Genomic DNA, 15,874 nt, shown 5'->3' with positions numbered 1-15,874 from the left:
GGCTAACTTGGAAAACCTTTGTTAGTTCTTCAACTTTTACCCCTTGATTGGCTAAAATTATACAATGCGCTCTTTGACGCACCTGATGATGTCGGCTTTGGTGATAAATTCGCTCCACTAATTTAGCTGAAAGGGAATTTACTTCTCGAAGGAATATCATCTTTAACATGAATTAATACATAACTTCTTAATCTTAATGTATTTTATTACTTATTTGTGTAACTAATTCTGTCCAACTACTTACCAAGTTGCTACGGGGTGATGATTAAAAGCCTCCACCACCATCATCATCTTGCCACCCAGGGCAGTGGTCTGCTCTTTGAGGACTTTGAGTTTACGCCTGAGGGCTTCCAAGGTTGAACCATCAGCAATCCCAAGGGCAGTGAAGTTTTGCTGTACTAATTCCCATCCTTGTGGTGTGGGCAATCCCGTTTTTTTTGACTGCATCCTTTGCATAACTTGCTCAAACACCTGAGCAAATAGACAAGCAGGTAAAGTTCTCAGTCGCTTCGAGATAGCTTGCTTCGACACGCTCAGGGGTTCAACCCACAGCAAGCCCTCAGACTCTAACACCCTCAGGATTTCGCTTCAGCCGGGAATTTGACGATAGACCAGACTGACTACAACTGCCATCATTACGGGTAAGGTGAGCAGACGGTCGCGCAGTTTCTTCTCCCCTTGAGCAAGACGCAGAGGCTTAAAGCTGCCAGGATTGAGCAGGGAGAACAACTGTTGTTCAATTTGTGCAATTGGAAGGGCTGGAAGCTGGGTTTGACGGCGATGAGCCGGGTTGCCCCAGGTGGAGGGACGCTTTTGACTCATAAAGATGCTTTCCCTAAAGGCTCAAATATCTAGTTTTAAACTTTTCCGTAGCAAGACTACAGGCAAGCGTGAGTTTATGCCAGATGATGTCAACTGTTGAGCCGGGAAAACTCTAGTATGGGAATAACGGGCAATGCTGGAGAGCAACCCGCCGCCAGGTGATGTCAAGCTATGGATGCCAGGTACCTACCTCTGGTTAGCTGATCACATAGACAGCCCCTACCTAGAAGGTTCACGCATTGGAAACTGGTGGGGGCAGCTCTATTGCAATTTTTACCTATATACCGCCTTTGATTACTCCTGCTAACCCCAAGACATCATCTGGCATAAACTCAACTCACTTTACTAGGAAGGCGAGTAACTTTTGTATTCACACACACTCTTCGTGTTGCCTAGCCCCTCCTTCGTATGTTCTGACCTTGCAGGTGGCTAGCGCCTTCCTTTTTTCTTTACACCACTGTTAATCTTCCAAGGTAACGTTCTTTAAGTTGACACCAATGGGCATTGCCATGCCCCTACTTTTGTTTTGGGAAGGTAGATAAAAACTATCTATCTGTTAAGCCCCTTTCCGTTGCGGGGATAGGTTGGGGAGAGGTTCTTCGCTAATATAAAGCATGGGTTATCTTAGGCTAATTAAATCGACACATGACGACACCGCCAGATCCTCGCCAGTCAAACTTACCGACAAACGCCCCCGATAGTCCGAATGGGAAAATTTCCCCTGAAAACAACCAACTTCCTCAGATGCGATCGCCCTCCGCTGAGGCGCAAACTCAATATGAGCAACAATTGGCTAAAATGCCGCGAAGTCTTCTACTCAACAAACAAACTCCCTCTATTCCCCTAGTATCGCCAATTATCTTGATGGCGATCGCTCTGGTTGTCGTTGGGTTATCTATCAATAATTTCTGGATCGGTATATCGGGGGCGCTTGTCGGCGGGTTGATTTCCCTGCGCGTGCTGTGGATTGGTTCCCAACCACTGCTGGATGAGTTGGTGCCAGCAAAACAGCGCTCAATCATAGTAGCTGTTGTGGGAGTAATAGTATCGATTTTCGCTTTACTCAAGTTTACTGGTATCAACCAACGCATTAATGAATGGGCGAACCAGCAAAAATGGGACGAAATTGGATCTCTGGCAGAATGGACTGGTGCTGTCGGGCAAATTTTCATTGCCGTTTTAGCTGTATATGTAGCGTGGCGACAATATATTATTTCCAGAGATTTGACGATTAAGCAAAACGAACTCACTGCTCAGCAAAATATTATTACCCAGCAGCAAACAATTGATACTTATTTTCAGGGGATCTCTGACTTAGTATTAGATGAAGAAGGGCTTCTAGAAGATTGGCCTCAAGAGCGGTTACTCGCTGAAGGACGCACCGCCGCTATTCTTAGCAGTGTAGACTCTAGTGGGAAATCGAAAATTCTCCGTTTCTTGTCAACCTCGAAATTGCTTACTCCCCTAGAACGCGATCGCCGCTTAGGAAGAGCCATTTTTGATGGTGCTGGAGGTTATGCTGAAGATCGCGTCAACGGTGTGCGTGTCATCGATTTGGGCGTGATGTTGGCTAAGGCAGATTTGTCTAATACAGATCTGCGCCGCACCGACTTAAGCGAAGCTAATCTCATCGGTGCCAATTTAAGCAACTGCGATTTAGTCAAAGCTAACCTGTCTCGTGCTATTTTGTACGGAGCTAATCTTGCTGGTGCTGACTTTAAAGCTACCCGCTTGTTTTACGGATCAGTGGAGACCGCCACCCCGCGCAGTCACACTCAACCCCCCTACCCTAATTACAGAACTGGCATTTTTACTGGCGCTGTCGTAGAAAATGCTGATTTCACAGGTGTACAGCAACTCTCGGAAGAACAGCGTCAATACTGTTGTGCTTGGGGAGGCGAGGAAACTAGATCCACAATTCCGGGCGGTTGTGAAGGTATTCCCAATAAATTAGAGGCTAGTATCTAAAAATGGAAAAAAAATCTTCTCTTTTTCTTTTCATTTGAAGGTTAAAAAAATGTTTTTTTGTAGCAACTTTTACTATACTTTTTCTACCTATTGACGTATACTTTAATCATGGAAATCTATGGGTTAATCTCTATAGCTAATATTTCCATTATTAAAAAAAACATATTATTTTTAATTAATGAAACCTATAATACCAGAAAAAAGTTCTTTTTTCTGAGAAAATTTTAAGAGTTGTTTCTGTCAAAAGGCGAGATGCCTAATAATCAATGAAACCAAAGTATTCTTTGGTAATTCCGGTGTACAACGAAGAAAACACTCTGCCGGAACTGTATCGACGAATAAGTGAGTTAATGGAGCGGTTGGATGACCAGGCGGAGCTAATTCTAGTCAACGATGGTAGTAAAGATCGGTCTTTAGAACTGCTGCGAGATTTGCATGAAAGAGATCCGCGAGTTTGCTATCTCAGCTTGGCACGTAACTTTGGACACCAAATCGCCGTAACAGCTGGTTTAAATTATGTCCGGGGTGAAGTAATAGTTATCCTTGATGCTGACTTACAAGATCCGCCAGAGTTAATTCCTGACATGGTGGAAAAGTGGCGACAAGGCTATCATGTGGTTTATGCTAAGCGTACCCAACGCCAGAAAGAAAGCTGGTTTAAACGCTTTACAGCTTACATCTTTTATCGCCTTCTCAAGCAGTTAGCTGATGTAGACATTCCCACGGACACGGGGGATTTTTGTTTGATGGATAGGCAAGTAGTGGATGTACTTAATTCTATGCCAGAACGCGATCGCTACATTCGAGGAATGCGCTCTTGGATTGGCTTCCAACAAACAGCTGTATACTTTCAGCGTCATCCTCGTTTCGCTGGTGAAGTAAAGTACACCTTCAGCAAATCTTTGTCTTTGGCAATAAATGGTTTAGTGTCCTTTTCTAAAGTACCGTTGCGAATTTCCACCTATGTAGGCTTACTCGCCGCTGTTGCCGCAATTTTCATGGGTTTGCTAGTTATTTATTGGCGGATTTTCGTCCCCCAATCGCCTTTAACTGGGTTCACGATTATTCTGGTTGCTATTTTCTTTTTAGGTGCTGTACAGCTGGTAAGTATCGGCATTCTAGGGGAATACATTGGACGAATTTACGAAGAAGTTAAAGGCAGACCGCTTTACACTCTTTCCGAAGTAGGTGGTTTTCATAATGTAGCGAGTCGGAAGTAGCAAGTGGAAGCTTTTAAAAGGCAAATATTTTAAATCAATTCCAGTGTTGATAAGTAGATGGAGCTAATTATTTGTAGGATGGGTAGAGTGTCAGCGAAACCCATGTCAATGTTGGGTGAGGTTTCTCAACCCAACCTACATTACTGGTTTATAGCTAATCTGCGGAGTGTGGGTTTAAACTAAAACTGTCTGCCCAGTTTCTGCTGAACGACGGGCAGCATCCGCAACTTTGAGGGCATATAAACTAGCTTCTGGGGTTACATATAGGGGGGTGCCTTCAATTAGATAATCTAAAACCATGCCAGTATCTTTAGCAAATAAACCCCGTCGTCCTCCCACTTCAATTGGCGTTGTTTCATCGTCCTTTATCAGCTTCCCTTCATCTCCATCAAACATTAATCCTCCCTGTTCGCCGTGAACCTCAAAACTTCGTGATGGTTGCCAGAGATTTTCCCCTTTTCCATAAACTACCTCTGCAACAACGCCGCTGGTAAACTTTAGCTGGGCTGTGCAAAGACAGGATTTGTAGAATGGGGGCTCTTGACTGGAGAATTGGAAGGATTTCCTAATTTCTAATCCCTCTTCCCTAGTTTCCAATTCGCCCCAAAATCTGGCTTGACAGCTGACAGTGGCTACGGTGCCAAACAAATCTGTCAAACGGTGGATGCGGGAAAGTGCGCCACTAAAGGGAAAGCCAAATAGTTCTGGGTGATATGTCCAGCGTTGGGGTGCTGGACGTTGGGGATTGATGGTGCTGTAACGGGCGTAAAAAACTTCTCCAATTTGAGGTAAGGTTTGTCGCAGTGCTTGATGCAATCCGCCGAGTAGTTCTATATGTTCGACGTGCAGGAGTTGGTTTTTTTCTTTTGAAGAGGCGATCGCTTCTTCTGCAACGTCAACTTCTAAGGCGAGGGGATACTCGACGACTACGTGTTTACCTGCGTTAAGTGCTGTAAGCGCGATCGCACCATGATTTTGATTCACGGTGCAGATTATCACCATATCCACATCTTCACGACAAACTAACTCTTCCCAAGATGAGATGGCAAGGCAAGAGTAAGTTTGACTGAATTCCTCTGTTTGTTCTGGCGTATGCCCAGCAACTGCTACCAGATGGGCGCGTTCTTCAGATTGCAACGTTTGCGCCCGTAGTTTAGCAGCAAATCCGGTTCCCACCAGCGCCACACGTATCGGGAGCTTACTAGACCAAACAGGATGAGAGACTGATGTTGCCATTGTCAATTAGGCGCGATCGCTAATACAGTAAAATATTCCCAAATCACTATTATTTGACTTCTTCATAACTGCCTTTTATGTAACTATTAATTGTTATTATTAATTCCATATATAATCCCCTCTAATCTATTCACCCTAAAAATATATTTGGATATTCAGGATAAAGTGTTAACTGAACATAGTATCACTGGTGTAGCATAACACTGATAAATATAAGTAATTAGGATGGAACCGAAAAAGTTTATTACGAATACCATTCACACTATTTATTGATTTGGTGTAAAAGATTCTGATTTTTCCCGTAGTATCAGAAAGGAAGTGAACCCAGCAAGCAGACCTTTGCATGAGCGAAGTGAGCTGGAAGGGTCGCTCTACAAATTTCTAGTGCCATTTCGACTAAGTGAGAGGAACGCTGCATGGCAACCTATAAGGTTACATTAATCAACGAAGCTGAAGGTCTGGATACCACAATTGATGTAAGCGACGATACCTATATTCTCGACGCTGCCGAAGAGCAAGGCATTGACTTGCCTTACTCCTGTCGGGCTGGTGCTTGCTCTACCTGCGCTGGCAAGATAACTGCGGGTGAAGTCGATCAGTCTGACCAATCTTTCTTGGATGACGATCAGATTGAAGCTGGCTACGTCCTGACTTGCGTGGCTTATCCCAAGTCTGATTGCACCATCATGACCCATCAAGAAGAAGAACTGTATTAATAAGATGAGTCAATGGTCTGTTAAGAGTTGCAAAATTGGAAGGTTTGAACCTTCAAATGTCTACTGACAACTGACTACTGACAATTCATTGTTTTAGGAGGGACACCATAACGAGTGTCCCTCCTAAATTTTTTTCAGGAATTGGGCTGGGTTTGTTGGGATCTATCCTGCCAAAAGGTAATTGACTCGTTGAGAGGTTGAATTTGCGCCCCTGGATAGTAGAAGTTGAGAATCTGTTGACTTGACCAGCCTACTTTAGCCAGATTGAATGCGCCTGTTTGACTCATCCCTACGGCATGCCCTAGTCCACCGCCAACAAAGGCATAACCTTTTACGCTTTTGTCGGCACCATAAATAGGTTGCAGGTAGAACAGAGTGCTGCGGGGTGCCATAAAGGCGCTGCGGACATCATCTTTGTGGATTTCAATCACACCTGTGTCAGTTTGCACCGCTAATTTGAGAATACGTCCTGAAGGGCTTCGCTCCACCACCCGTAACTGCTTAATTGTGTTAAACGGGACAAAAGGAGTCTTTGTTCTCTGGAGATAACGCTTTAAATCCTGGGTAATCTGGACAATAGTGCTAGACCGACTCCAACGAAACCAATTCGCGCCAGTTTCATTAAATCCTTGTTTTAGGTTAATGAACCGCCGGATGTTTTGCTCAGAAGCCAAAGGAAACTGCGACAAGTTCCAAACAGAGTTCGCTGAATCTACTACAATTTGGAGATAGGGGCGATCTGAGCCATTCCAAACATCGCTAAAATGAGCAGTAACGCCGCCAGTGGTACTCGAATAAAGGGCATCCACCAGTTCATTCTGGTAAGTTAGCACTTTGCCTTTGGTAGCTGCGATCGCTTTGTCGGTAGTTGGCACTGTGCCAGTTAGACCTTTATAAACTTGGCAGTGAGTATCGGCACACAATTCATACCCATCCACCGTAAATCGGCGCAAGTTCCGCAAAGCGTAAGTTCGAGCTATAATCGCCTGCGCTTCAGCCGCCGCATACGGCGCACCAGCATCAAGTTCGTGCGGTACCACACCCCGCAGATAAGTTTCTAGGGGTACCTGGTTTACTAGGGTGTAGGTGCCGTAGGCATTTGGTTGCAGTTGCAAGGGGCCCGCGTAGAGAAAACTATTTTTGGCGTTTTTACCTTTTTGAACCTGGATCAGGTTTTTGGCCGCCGTAATCTCCATTTTGTCGCGACTGTACTTAACGCCATTCACGACTAAAGACGTTTTTGGCACCTGTTGCACAATTTGCGTATTCAAAAAGGCAGCTTGATTGCCTTGAGTTTTGAGACTCTGCAACAGCCAGCGGCGCACTAAAGGCGTTTTGTAAACATCTCGTTTTGCCCAAACCTGCCAGCGTTCCGGCTGCGCCACTTCAACTTCAATTCCCTTTGCTTTCCACTGGTTGGCACTGTATTCCGCTGTCTCAAAGCTGCGGTAGCTTCCCAAAACAAGCCTTTCCTCTAGCACTGGATCGGGTAGCGGTTGCATTGTCACTTGCAGCTTGACATTGCTTGCTTGCAGGGTTTGTTGGCGATCGCCTGCATCAAAACGCACAGTTAAGCGATCGCCTGTTGTTGCAGCTAACGTCATTTCATCAGTCGGTTCCTCACCAAACCGCTGCACTACACCTACTTTCAGTTCTACATCTGATTTAGCTGGCGGCGCTCCTGACGCCGCCATGAGTCCTACCAGACAAAACACCGTTAGGACGGTGCTAGACCAGTGGCTCAACCGATTTTCCGCCCCAGCCGGACGAATAAATTTCCGATGGTTCGGCTTGGTCTTTACCAAAATCTGTCTCAAGGTGTAACCCTTTTTTTGCATGAACTATCTGAGGATAGAAGACTTTTTGATAGATGTAACTCTATATTCAGTTTCAAACTAGGTAGCTAGTTGCTCCATCTATTGTGCTAGAAGCAAGGCACAAATGCGAAGGGGATGAGCGAGAATCTTCAGCTTGATTCACAATGGCTGGTTGCAAAACGAAGTCATAATGAGTATGATTTAGAAGGAAGGAACCTAGATGGAGACAGCGACTCGTCCTATGGTAAGGGTTCAAGAGATACCCCTGCGAAAAATTCACCGTCCTCTGCCACGACAAACTGACCCAGCTAAAGTGGCAACTTTGATGCAATCGATTCAACTAATCGGTCAGCAAGAACCCATCGACGTGCTGGAAGTGGATGGAGAATACTATGGTTTTTCAGGTTGTCATAGATTTGAGGCGATTCAGCGTTTAGGTCAAGAAACCATTCGTTGCCGCATCCGCCGCGCACCGCGTTCTGTTCTGAGTATGCACCTAGCCTGAGCATGAAAACGTTCATTGTTCAAGAGTAGCACTACAAGCTTCCATGAATTATGAACCGCGAATATAATCTACACACGCCGTCAGGTGCGCTTTTTTATATTTTCACTACAAGGATCGAGACATAATGACTAGCAAGAATAATTCTTCACGTCTCTACCCAACCAGCATTGACATTGCCCCAGAAACTCGGTCTAAACTGATTGAGCTTCTTAACCAAACCGTGGCAACCACCCTCGACCTAAAAACTCAGGTGAAACAAGCGCACTGGAATGTCAAAGGTATGGATTTTTACCAGTTGCACTTACTTTTTGATGAACTCGCCACTGAGTTAGAAGAATTCATCGATTTGTTTGCCGAAAGGGTGACAGCCTTGGGAGGGTTAGCAATGGGGACAGTTCGCACGGCGGCGAATGTGTCCATGCTGCCAGAGTATCCTTTTGATATTCTCGACGGCAAAGACCATATCACAGCTTTGTCAGACCGCTTTGCACCATACGCCAAATCCCTGCGCCAAAACATTGATGCTTCAGCTGAGTTGGGTGATGCTGATACTGCTGACCTTTACACGGAAGTTTCTCGCGTAATTGATAAGCGGTTGTGGTTCTTAGAAGCACATCTACAAGCTTCAGCAGTAACTTCTACTGCTGCTTTAAAAGAAGTAGTAGCCAGCAACTAACGCCAAATTCACTTTTTTGACACTCCCCTGGCTAAAGCACAGGGGATTCTTCATTCTTAGACTCAGATGAGCCAATCTTCGCAGCAAAATTACACCCAGCTGTTGCAGGACTTAATGCAGCAGGTGGGTATTTCTAGTTTTAAAGCTTTGAGTCGAGAAGCTGGTGTTTCTGAACGACAGGTGAAGCATCTGCGGTTGGGAGAAGTGTCCCAGATGCGGGTAGAAACACTCTTCAAGATTAGTCAAGTGCTGCAAGTGTCGGTAAGCGAGTTACTGACAATTTTTGGGAAAATGAAGGGGCTGGGGACTGGGGACTGGGGGCTGGGGACTGGGAATGCGCCAAAGGTAGAGGAAGTGCTGAAGCAGGAGTACCAAGTTCTTTTGGCGCAGATGGAGCAGCAGCGGGAGACTTTGCTACTGGAATTTCAACACTCAAGCCTGCAAATTTTGGAATCTTTTTTAGTATATTGGCCTACAGCTGCTAATAAAGCCAAGGAAAATCCTCAGATGGCGGCGGTGCAATTACTGCCTTTGGTACGTCCGGTGGAAAAGCTGCTGGCTGCGTGGGGAGTGGAAGCGATTGCATCTGTCGGTGCAGAATTACCTTACGACCAAAAGCTACATCAACTTATCGAAGGAACCGCCCAACCAGGGGAAATGGTGAAAGTACGTAACATCGGCTACCGCCAAGGAGAGAAACTTCTGCACCGCGCCAAAGTCAGTGCTATTTCTAAAGCATGAGCCTACTAAGCTGACTACACTCAAAACCACGCAACACCAAGCGCTCTATGAATCTCCCGTTTGGCTGATGAATCTCCTGTATAGATTTGTTGCACTGATAAGAGTGACTATCTCTGGAGAACACAACAATTATGCGTCCTTTAAACATAGGTTTAACAGAAGAGCAGCGTCAAGGCGTGACGGATTTATTAAATAAGGATCTGTCGGATGCTTACCTGCTATTGATCAAAACCAAAAAATACCATTGGGATGTTGTCGGGCCTCAGTTCCGCTCCCTGCACCAACTGTGGGAAGAACACTATACCGCATTGACGGAAAGCATTGATGCGATCGCTGAGCGAGTTCGCGCCTTGGGCGGTTATCCCGTAGGAACGGCAGAAGGCTTCCTGAAGTACGCTTCTCTTAAAGAAGATCCGGGTACTCTTCCCAACGCCTTTCATATGGTAGAAAACCTTGTGTCAGATCACGAGCAAGTTATCCGCAATCTGCGCGAACACATCGATCAGTGTGGTGATGACTTCCACGATCAAGGTACAGCTGATTTCCTCACCGGCTTGATGGAACAACATGAGCAAATGGCTTGGATGTTGCGTTCCTTCATCGAAGGTGAATCCATTCAGCCAGACGGCAGACTTTCGGCAGAAGGTCTGAAAGTTCCCGTCAATATGAAGTAATTCATCGGGAAAAGTAGATACTGAGGAGGTAGATTAAGTTCTACCTCCTCAACTTTTTATGCAGCCAGAACTGAGTCCTACTGAAGCAATTAGATTAGCTAAACAAGTAGCAAATTTGCTCCCATCTCCACCACGAATTTATCAGAATCGGGCTGGGTGTGTTGAAAAATGGCCCGATTCCCCTGGTTCGGAAAATATTTTAAGTTTACAGTATGTAGGCGGTACTCCAATTCCCCTTGAGTGCTACCCTAAGATAACCCTTTTTACAATTACCTTTGAAGGCGAAGCTGCTAACAAACAGAATGAGTCGGTCACTTTAATTCAAAAATTAAAGGGCAGGATCTTTTGCCGAAAAAATTCCTCAGTTTCCTCACCTGTGGGAGGGCAAAACGTAGTCTTTGTTTCTCAGTGGGGCGGTAAACATAATTGGTGGTTCCATGTTGCTACAGACCGTCAAGTTCAGTTTATTCTTGAGTCAGGGGATAATTTAATTTCCTACTATGACGGGCCTCCGCATTGCTGAAAGAAACGATAAAATAGTAGGACTTTTGTGGCTAGTTGGCGCTGAATAAAAGAAATCACAATTTATTATTCTACATTTCTATAGCAATCCTATTTGAGTTGTGAGATGCCGTTAATATGAAGTAATTTGGCTAGTGGTAATTGATAATTTTATTACCAATACCAAAAGTATGCCTAGGGTGGGCAATGCTCACCCTACGCAGTATTCAAGCATTGGGGATGTGGAACTTTAGTAGATATCTGGCATTCGTATAGAAAAGAACAATCTGCTACTGAGTGCCTACAGTATGATCCTCCCGGCTTTACTCTTAAGCCTATACAGCGCAGTTACACCAGTTTTACCTCTGCAACCAAATCCGCAGATAATTGTGCAACGTCCAACTTGGAAGCGCATGGACAGACGAGTTACTGTAAGTGTTGCGATCGCGTTAGCCAAGGAAGCAGCAAATAAGCAAAAATCTCCACCCCGCATTTATGCTTATTATGGCCCCTTAGCAGTCGGCGGCAGTCTTGGCGCATGGCCCGATAAACCCGGTTCAGTGCAAACTGGTTACAATACCTGCGGCGCACCCCCTCCCCCAGCGCTGATGAAGAATTGCAATCAACCTATGACGCTGACGACAGTTGTTAATCCCCGTAAGTCTAGAGGAGGCTACACTGTGATTTTTGAATCTAGATGGGGTGAAGCCAACTCCCGTTACAACAGTTGGCAGTTTGATGTAGGCGTAGACCGCCGGGTAACATTTGTGGGTGAAAAGGGAGATGGCTTACCCCCAATGGTGCAGTGATATTAATTTTTCTTTGTGATGCAACATAGGCGATCGCGCCAATTTATTCTTAGGGTTAGGGTGATCGCAGAAAATTGCAGCCGTACCGCCAATATAGCAATTCAAGGGTTAGGTGCGATACATCTGTAGGGACATGGCAATCCCATGTCCCTAACCTTGGTAGACCGAACGTTAGAACCGCGATATATTCCGCCCAACTAAGAAACGCTATCAAGTGAATTGGCAGAAATAGTTAAGCTGGCGAGAAAGGTTGTAGCCAACGTCCAATTTCTTTTTTCAGGAGATTTAGCTCCCGGTATACAATTTCTTGCTTCACCCACTGACCAACAGCATCAAAGGCTGTAAACTCTTTTCCCGATTTCCAGTTGACATCTTGACCTAAAGGTGTCAAATGGCTTCCTGATAGCATCTGCATCGCCACCATTCCCGGAAAGCGGTTTTGCAGCAACTCGCTCAGGACAGTTGTTTGGTCAATATTATCGTTAGTAAATTTAATCAATAAATTGCGGCGAACGCCGTATTTTTGGGCGATGAGATTGTTAGTTTCGACGGGCGAAGGGGTAAACTCGACAGAAAAGGCATTATTAAAATTAAATTGCTCTACAAATGGGATAGCATCGCGTGCGGCGTAGTTATTGAAGGAAATTAGGATATTTCCAGCCCGTTCGACTGGGAAAAGGCTACCGATGAGCAAATGCAGTTTGCAGCCCATGCTGTGTCCGACTCCGTAAATTGGGAGATATCGCCGTCGGAGTAAACCTTTTGAACGCATTTGTTCCAGGGCGCTATCGAAGCTGAGGCGGACATTGCCTGCGATCGCGCTATGATCCAGCGTATTCACAAACGGCGTAGCAATTACCACATAGCCTTCTTTTGCCAACTGTTCGAGTAACCAACGATAAGTTACTTGGGGTGCAGCCGCCACAAATGCGCCCCCAAGAAAATGCACAATTCCTACAGGATGTTGGGGAATTAACACCCAATTACCGGATATTTCTTTCCAGTCCATGAAGCGATATTCGCGTTATTAATACTTCTTCATCTTAAAGCTTGCTTGCCGGAGGTGGGGAGGGATCGCTCTGGTGATAAAAATTGCGCCTATGTTATAAAGCGGTCAATATGACTGAGTTCTCTGTATGCCGCCAATTGATTTTCTAAGAAAGATGAAACCGCGACTGCTCGCTATGGGGGCGATTATGGCGGGTGGAACGTTGGTGTCAGCTGCGCTTGCCGCAAGTAACCCTATCACAGGTACGGCGCTGCTTTCAGGCACACTCGCTATGGCGGGGAGTGTAGCCGGTGGTATCTTTGCGAATGATTTGGGCGATATTGCGAAGGGGCTAGGTGAGAATGAGGAAATTCTCAACGATCGCGAACTAACTCAGGCGGTGGGGTTGGCGATCGCACTCGTCATCTATTCTGTTGCGAAGGACAAGCAATTCTCAGTTCATAAAGCTGCTTTAGAGCGAGTGGCGAAGAAAAGCGTGAACTATTGGCAAACCATTGCGGCAGCTACGGAAGGCGATAAGGACTATGCCGGAGTTCACGAAGCGCAGTTGCCAGAGATTTTTTCTACCAACCCGACAGATTTTTCCAAAGTTAGAGCGTTAGACATACCAACCTGGAAACACGCTCTGGGGTGGTTGAGCAGTGCGGCTGGGGTTCAATTACCAGAGGATGCGATCGCGCACGTTGCTGAGAAACTGCACACCACCTTCCCCAAGGCATTGCGGGAAGTGTTGAAGCATGACGCGAGTAAAGGGGGTCAAGCGTTTTCTGGGATGCTGTTGTTGCTGCTGGGCAATATTACGGCTGCTCTCAAGCCATTGAATTCACAAGGGGATGAAATTGTCAAGCGACTCAAAAGTGTGGCAACAACGCAACAGGTTTGCCAGGTGATGGCGAGGGTAGAGTCTGGAATTCGGACTGACTTAGCGGAGATTAAACGGGTGTTGGAAAGAATTGCAGCCTCCCAAGTCCGGCAGCTACCAGTTCCGGATGATTTCCGGTGGATTATTGACGATAAGACGAAGGGATTTGTCGGGCGGGAATTTGTCTTTGAGGCAATTGAAGAGTTATTCCAGCAGCAGCGCAAAGGCTACTTTATCATCGAAGGCGATCCGGGGATGGGCAAAAGTTCCATCCTGGCAGAATTCGTGCGGCGGAATGATTGCATTGTCTATTTCAACCAGCGCAATGAAGGGATAACGAGCGCTGAACAATTCCTCAGGAGTGTCTGCATCCAGCTCATTGAAGGTTACGGGCTATCCCACTCTAAAGACATCCAACCAGAAAACACGCGCAATAGCAATTTTCTCTCACAGCTACTCAATCAAGTGAGTGGAACGCTGAAGTCGGGTGAACGGTTGGTAATTGCGGTTGATGCCTTGGATGAAGTTGACTTGAGTAGCCAGAGTCCGGGTGCTAACGTCCTCTACCTGCCTGGAGTTTTGCCGGATGGGGTCTACTTTATTGTCACAAAACGACCGCTACCGCCTGACCAACTGCCGTTGCAGGTGAAAGACAAGCGGCTTTTTGATTTGATGCAGTATCCGGCGAGAAACCAAGAAGACGTAGAGGCTTATATTCGACAGCGCATCAATGGTGTAGGGGCGACACATGTGTCGCCCCTACAAGAGTGGGTTAAAAGTCGGGATGCTGATGAGGAGGAATTCGTTTCGACTCTGGTGGAAAAGAGCGAAGGAAACTTCATGTACCTGCGCTATGTGTTGGATGACATTGAGAAAGGCGCATATCCAGATTTAGAGATTCGGGATTTGCCCAGTGACTTGCAAGACTACTATTACAAGCACTGGGAACGGATGGGTATGAATGCCAAGCCGCTGTTTAAAATCAAGATTGTCTATATCCTGTCGGAATCTCCCGTGCCTATCCCGTTTGAGGAGATTGTTGCCATTCTCGAAGCAGACAGTGAGGAGGAGAGAGGATTAGCCGTGAAGGTGCAAGCGATACTCGATGAATGGATGCAGTTTTTACGGGAAGAGGAGAAGTACGGACAGACGTTCTACAGCGTGTATCACAGCAGCTTCCGGGACTTTTTGCGGAATGAGAGGACGGTGAAGCGATCGGGGATAACGCTTCAGGGGATTATTGAAATGATGGCTAATAGTATGTAGCGAGGGGCGGTTGGCAATGGGGAAGTTAGCTGAATCGTTAAACCGCCTGCCCGCAGGAAGTCGGCTATACAGGTTGCAGACAAGACCACAACTGCTGGCGCAGTCTTCTCAGGCTAACCGTTTGTTTGAGTTGCTGACTGATTTTGATTTTATTGAAGCCAAGGTTTCTCATCCTGATATCAAGTTACAGGAGCTAATTGAGAATTACGATTTAGCCTTCGAGCCTCAAGTCTTGATTTCTGAGGAGAAAGCGGAGACTCTAAGATTGATTCAAGGGGCGATTCGACTGTCAGCACACGTTTTGGATGAGAACGAGACGCAACTGGCAGGGCAATTATTGGGGCGATTGATGTCTTTTGAAGTGCCAGAGATTCAGGCGATGCTGGAGCAGGCAAAGCAGTGGAAAGCTGTACCTTGGTTGCGTCCTTTAACATCTAGCTTGATGCCTCCTGATACGCCGTTGCTACGCACCCTCATCGGTCACACCGATAGGGTTACGGCAGTCGCTATCACTCCCAATGGCAAACAGGTGGTATCGGCTTCATCAGATAAAACCCTCAAAGTCTGGAATTTTGAGACTGGGCAAGAACTCAAAACTCTTACAGAGAGTACTGATAAGATATATGAAGTGACAGTGACACCCGATGGTAAATGGGTAATTGCTGGTTTAGCTGACGGTACTCTCAAAATCTGGGATTTAGAAACTAAAGAAGAACTTTTCACCCTAAAACGTCATACCTCGTCTGTAAATGCTCTGGCAGTGACACCTGATGGCAAACGGCTGATTTCTGGTTCAGATAGTGTTTCTGATTCTTGGGACACCCTTCTCAAAGTCTGGGATTTGGAAACTAAAGAGGAACTTTGCACCCTAAAAGGTCATACCTCGTCTGTAAATGCTCTGGCAGTGACACCTGATGGCAAACGGCTGATTTCTGGGTAGTGGTAAATATGTAGTGAAAAGGTAAATATATAAACTAAAACTACTTTCAATTTTCCACTTTGCGGTGGCTATTTATTTGCCTTGGCAAGCGGTTAGTTTGACAATTAGCATA

The 15,874-nt window shown here is 45.9% G+C and carries 14 protein-coding genes and 2 pseudogenes; 11 read left to right on the top strand and 5 right to left on the bottom strand.

The features are described 5' to 3' along the window. Window positions 1–160, bottom strand: a pseudogene (locus H6F66_RS28445) (IS630 family transposase); the annotation flags it as partial. Window positions 161–243: 83 nt separating this feature from the next. After that, a pseudogene (locus H6F66_RS28440) lies at window positions 244–822 on the bottom strand (IS4 family transposase); the annotation flags it as partial. A gap of 645 nt (window positions 823–1,467) precedes the next feature. Between H6F66_RS28440 and H6F66_RS16050 the strand changes: the two are divergent. After that, on the top strand, window positions 1,468–2,790 hold the full coding sequence (locus H6F66_RS16050; RefSeq protein WP_190423077.1) for a pentapeptide repeat-containing protein: 1,323 nt from the start codon (window positions 1,468–1,470) through the stop codon (window positions 2,788–2,790). Between the two features lie 266 nt (window positions 2,791–3,056). Then, complete coding sequence (locus tag H6F66_RS16045) at window positions 3,057–4,010, top strand: glycosyltransferase family 2 protein (protein ID WP_190423075.1); 954 nt, start codon at window positions 3,057–3,059, stop codon at window positions 4,008–4,010. Window positions 4,011–4,184: 174 nt separating this feature from the next. Here the strand turns inward: H6F66_RS16045 and H6F66_RS16040 are convergent, their stop codons facing one another. Next, complete coding sequence (locus tag H6F66_RS16040) at window positions 4,185–5,246, bottom strand: Gfo/Idh/MocA family oxidoreductase (RefSeq protein ID WP_190423073.1); 1,062 nt, start codon at window positions 5,244–5,246, stop codon at window positions 4,185–4,187. Window positions 5,247–5,662: 416 nt separating this feature from the next. On the opposite strand from H6F66_RS16040, the gene H6F66_RS16035 reads away from it, so the two are divergent. Next, window positions 5,663–5,962: a ferredoxin gene (locus H6F66_RS16035; RefSeq protein ID WP_190423071.1), complete on the top strand. Its 300-nt coding sequence runs from the start codon at window positions 5,663–5,665 to the stop codon at window positions 5,960–5,962. A gap of 134 nt (window positions 5,963–6,096) precedes the next feature. Here the strand turns inward: H6F66_RS16035 and H6F66_RS16030 are convergent, their stop codons facing one another. Then, window positions 6,097–7,800: a SpoIID/LytB domain-containing protein gene (locus H6F66_RS16030; RefSeq protein WP_190423069.1), complete on the bottom strand. Its 1,704-nt coding sequence runs from the start codon at window positions 7,798–7,800 to the stop codon at window positions 6,097–6,099. A 220-nt stretch (window positions 7,801–8,020) separates the two neighbouring features. Here H6F66_RS16030 and H6F66_RS16025 point away from each other — a divergent pair, with 220 nt between their 5' ends. From H6F66_RS16025 to H6F66_RS16000, 6 genes are all read left to right on the top strand, one after another. Further along, window positions 8,021–8,284, top strand: coding sequence for a sulfiredoxin (locus tag H6F66_RS16025; RefSeq protein WP_190423083.1), 264 nt, complete (start codon window positions 8,021–8,023; stop codon window positions 8,282–8,284). A gap of 124 nt (window positions 8,285–8,408) precedes the next feature. After that, window positions 8,409–8,960 (top strand): DNA starvation/stationary phase protection protein Dps, encoded by a 552-nt coding sequence (dps, locus tag H6F66_RS16020; RefSeq protein WP_190423067.1) that lies wholly within the window; start codon window positions 8,409–8,411, stop codon window positions 8,958–8,960. Window positions 8,961–9,026: 66 nt separating this feature from the next. Next, complete coding sequence (locus H6F66_RS16015; RefSeq protein ID WP_190423066.1) at window positions 9,027–9,701, top strand: helix-turn-helix domain-containing protein; 675 nt, start codon at window positions 9,027–9,029, stop codon at window positions 9,699–9,701. 131 nt (window positions 9,702–9,832) lie between these two features. Then, window positions 9,833–10,375 carry a Dps family protein gene (locus H6F66_RS16010; protein WP_190423064.1) on the top strand — a complete coding sequence of 181 codons (543 nt, stop codon included), beginning with the start codon at window positions 9,833–9,835 and terminating at the stop codon, window positions 10,373–10,375. A gap of 58 nt (window positions 10,376–10,433) precedes the next feature. Continuing rightward, window positions 10,434–10,898, top strand: a complete 465-nt coding sequence (locus H6F66_RS16005) for a hypothetical protein (RefSeq protein ID WP_190423062.1) — start codon at window positions 10,434–10,436, stop codon at window positions 10,896–10,898. A gap of 286 nt (window positions 10,899–11,184) precedes the next feature. Next, window positions 11,185–11,685 (top strand): hypothetical protein, encoded by a 501-nt coding sequence (locus H6F66_RS16000; protein WP_190447369.1) that lies wholly within the window; start codon window positions 11,185–11,187, stop codon window positions 11,683–11,685. Window positions 11,686–11,917: 232 nt separating this feature from the next. Here the strand turns inward: H6F66_RS16000 and H6F66_RS15995 are convergent, their stop codons facing one another. Further along, window positions 11,918–12,694: a DUF1350 family protein gene (locus H6F66_RS15995; protein ID WP_190423058.1), complete on the bottom strand. Its 777-nt coding sequence runs from the start codon at window positions 12,692–12,694 to the stop codon at window positions 11,918–11,920. 154 nt (window positions 12,695–12,848) lie between these two features. Here H6F66_RS15995 and H6F66_RS15990 point away from each other — a divergent pair, with 154 nt between their 5' ends. Continuing rightward, entirely contained in the window at window positions 12,849–14,822 is a 1,974-nt protein-coding gene (locus H6F66_RS15990; protein WP_190423056.1) for an ATP-binding protein, read from the top strand. A 16-nt stretch (window positions 14,823–14,838) separates the two neighbouring features. Further along, window positions 14,839–15,762: a WD40 repeat domain-containing protein gene (locus H6F66_RS15985; protein ID WP_190423054.1), complete on the top strand. Its 924-nt coding sequence runs from the start codon at window positions 14,839–14,841 to the stop codon at window positions 15,760–15,762. Window positions 15,763–15,874 lie beyond the last annotated feature (112 nt).

The sequence above is a fragment of the Trichocoleus sp. FACHB-6 genome, from assembly GCF_014695815.1.
Classification (GTDB): Bacteria; Cyanobacteriota; Cyanobacteriia; order Cyanobacteriales; family FACHB-T130; genus Funiculus; species Funiculus sociatus.
This window is presented reverse-complemented; position numbering and strand designations above follow the sequence as displayed.

What these genes read in the sequence shown, in the direction of transcription:
- H6F66_RS16010 (WP_190423064.1), top strand. Translation starts at nt 9,833, where the DNA reads ATGCGTCCTTTAAACATAGGTTTAACAGAAGAGCAGCGTCAAGGCGTG.
- H6F66_RS15995 (WP_190423058.1), bottom strand. Translation starts at nt 12,694, where the DNA reads ATGGACTGGAAAGAAATATCCGGTAATTGGGTGTTAATTCCCCAACAT.
- H6F66_RS16045 (WP_190423075.1), top strand. Translation starts at nt 3,057, where the DNA reads ATGAAACCAAAGTATTCTTTGGTAATTCCGGTGTACAACGAAGAAAAC.
- H6F66_RS15990 (WP_190423056.1), top strand. Translation starts at nt 12,849, where the DNA reads ATGAAACCGCGACTGCTCGCTATGGGGGCGATTATGGCGGGTGGAACG.
- H6F66_RS16025 (WP_190423083.1), top strand. Translation starts at nt 8,021, where the DNA reads ATGGTAAGGGTTCAAGAGATACCCCTGCGAAAAATTCACCGTCCTCTG.
- dps (WP_190423067.1), top strand. Translation starts at nt 8,409, where the DNA reads ATGACTAGCAAGAATAATTCTTCACGTCTCTACCCAACCAGCATTGAC.
- H6F66_RS15985 (WP_190423054.1), top strand. Translation starts at nt 14,839, where the DNA reads ATGGGGAAGTTAGCTGAATCGTTAAACCGCCTGCCCGCAGGAAGTCGG.
- H6F66_RS16005 (WP_190423062.1), top strand. Translation starts at nt 10,434, where the DNA reads ATGCAGCCAGAACTGAGTCCTACTGAAGCAATTAGATTAGCTAAACAA.
- H6F66_RS16040 (WP_190423073.1), bottom strand. Translation starts at nt 5,246, where the DNA reads ATGGCAACATCAGTCTCTCATCCTGTTTGGTCTAGTAAGCTCCCGATA.
- H6F66_RS16050 (WP_190423077.1), top strand. Translation starts at nt 1,468, where the DNA reads ATGACGACACCGCCAGATCCTCGCCAGTCAAACTTACCGACAAACGCC.
- H6F66_RS16000 (WP_190447369.1), top strand. Translation starts at nt 11,185, where the DNA reads ATGATCCTCCCGGCTTTACTCTTAAGCCTATACAGCGCAGTTACACCA.
- H6F66_RS16035 (WP_190423071.1), top strand. Translation starts at nt 5,663, where the DNA reads ATGGCAACCTATAAGGTTACATTAATCAACGAAGCTGAAGGTCTGGAT.
- H6F66_RS16030 (WP_190423069.1), bottom strand. Translation starts at nt 7,800, where the DNA reads ATGCAAAAAAAGGGTTACACCTTGAGACAGATTTTGGTAAAGACCAAG.
- H6F66_RS16015 (WP_190423066.1), top strand. Translation starts at nt 9,027, where the DNA reads ATGAGCCAATCTTCGCAGCAAAATTACACCCAGCTGTTGCAGGACTTA.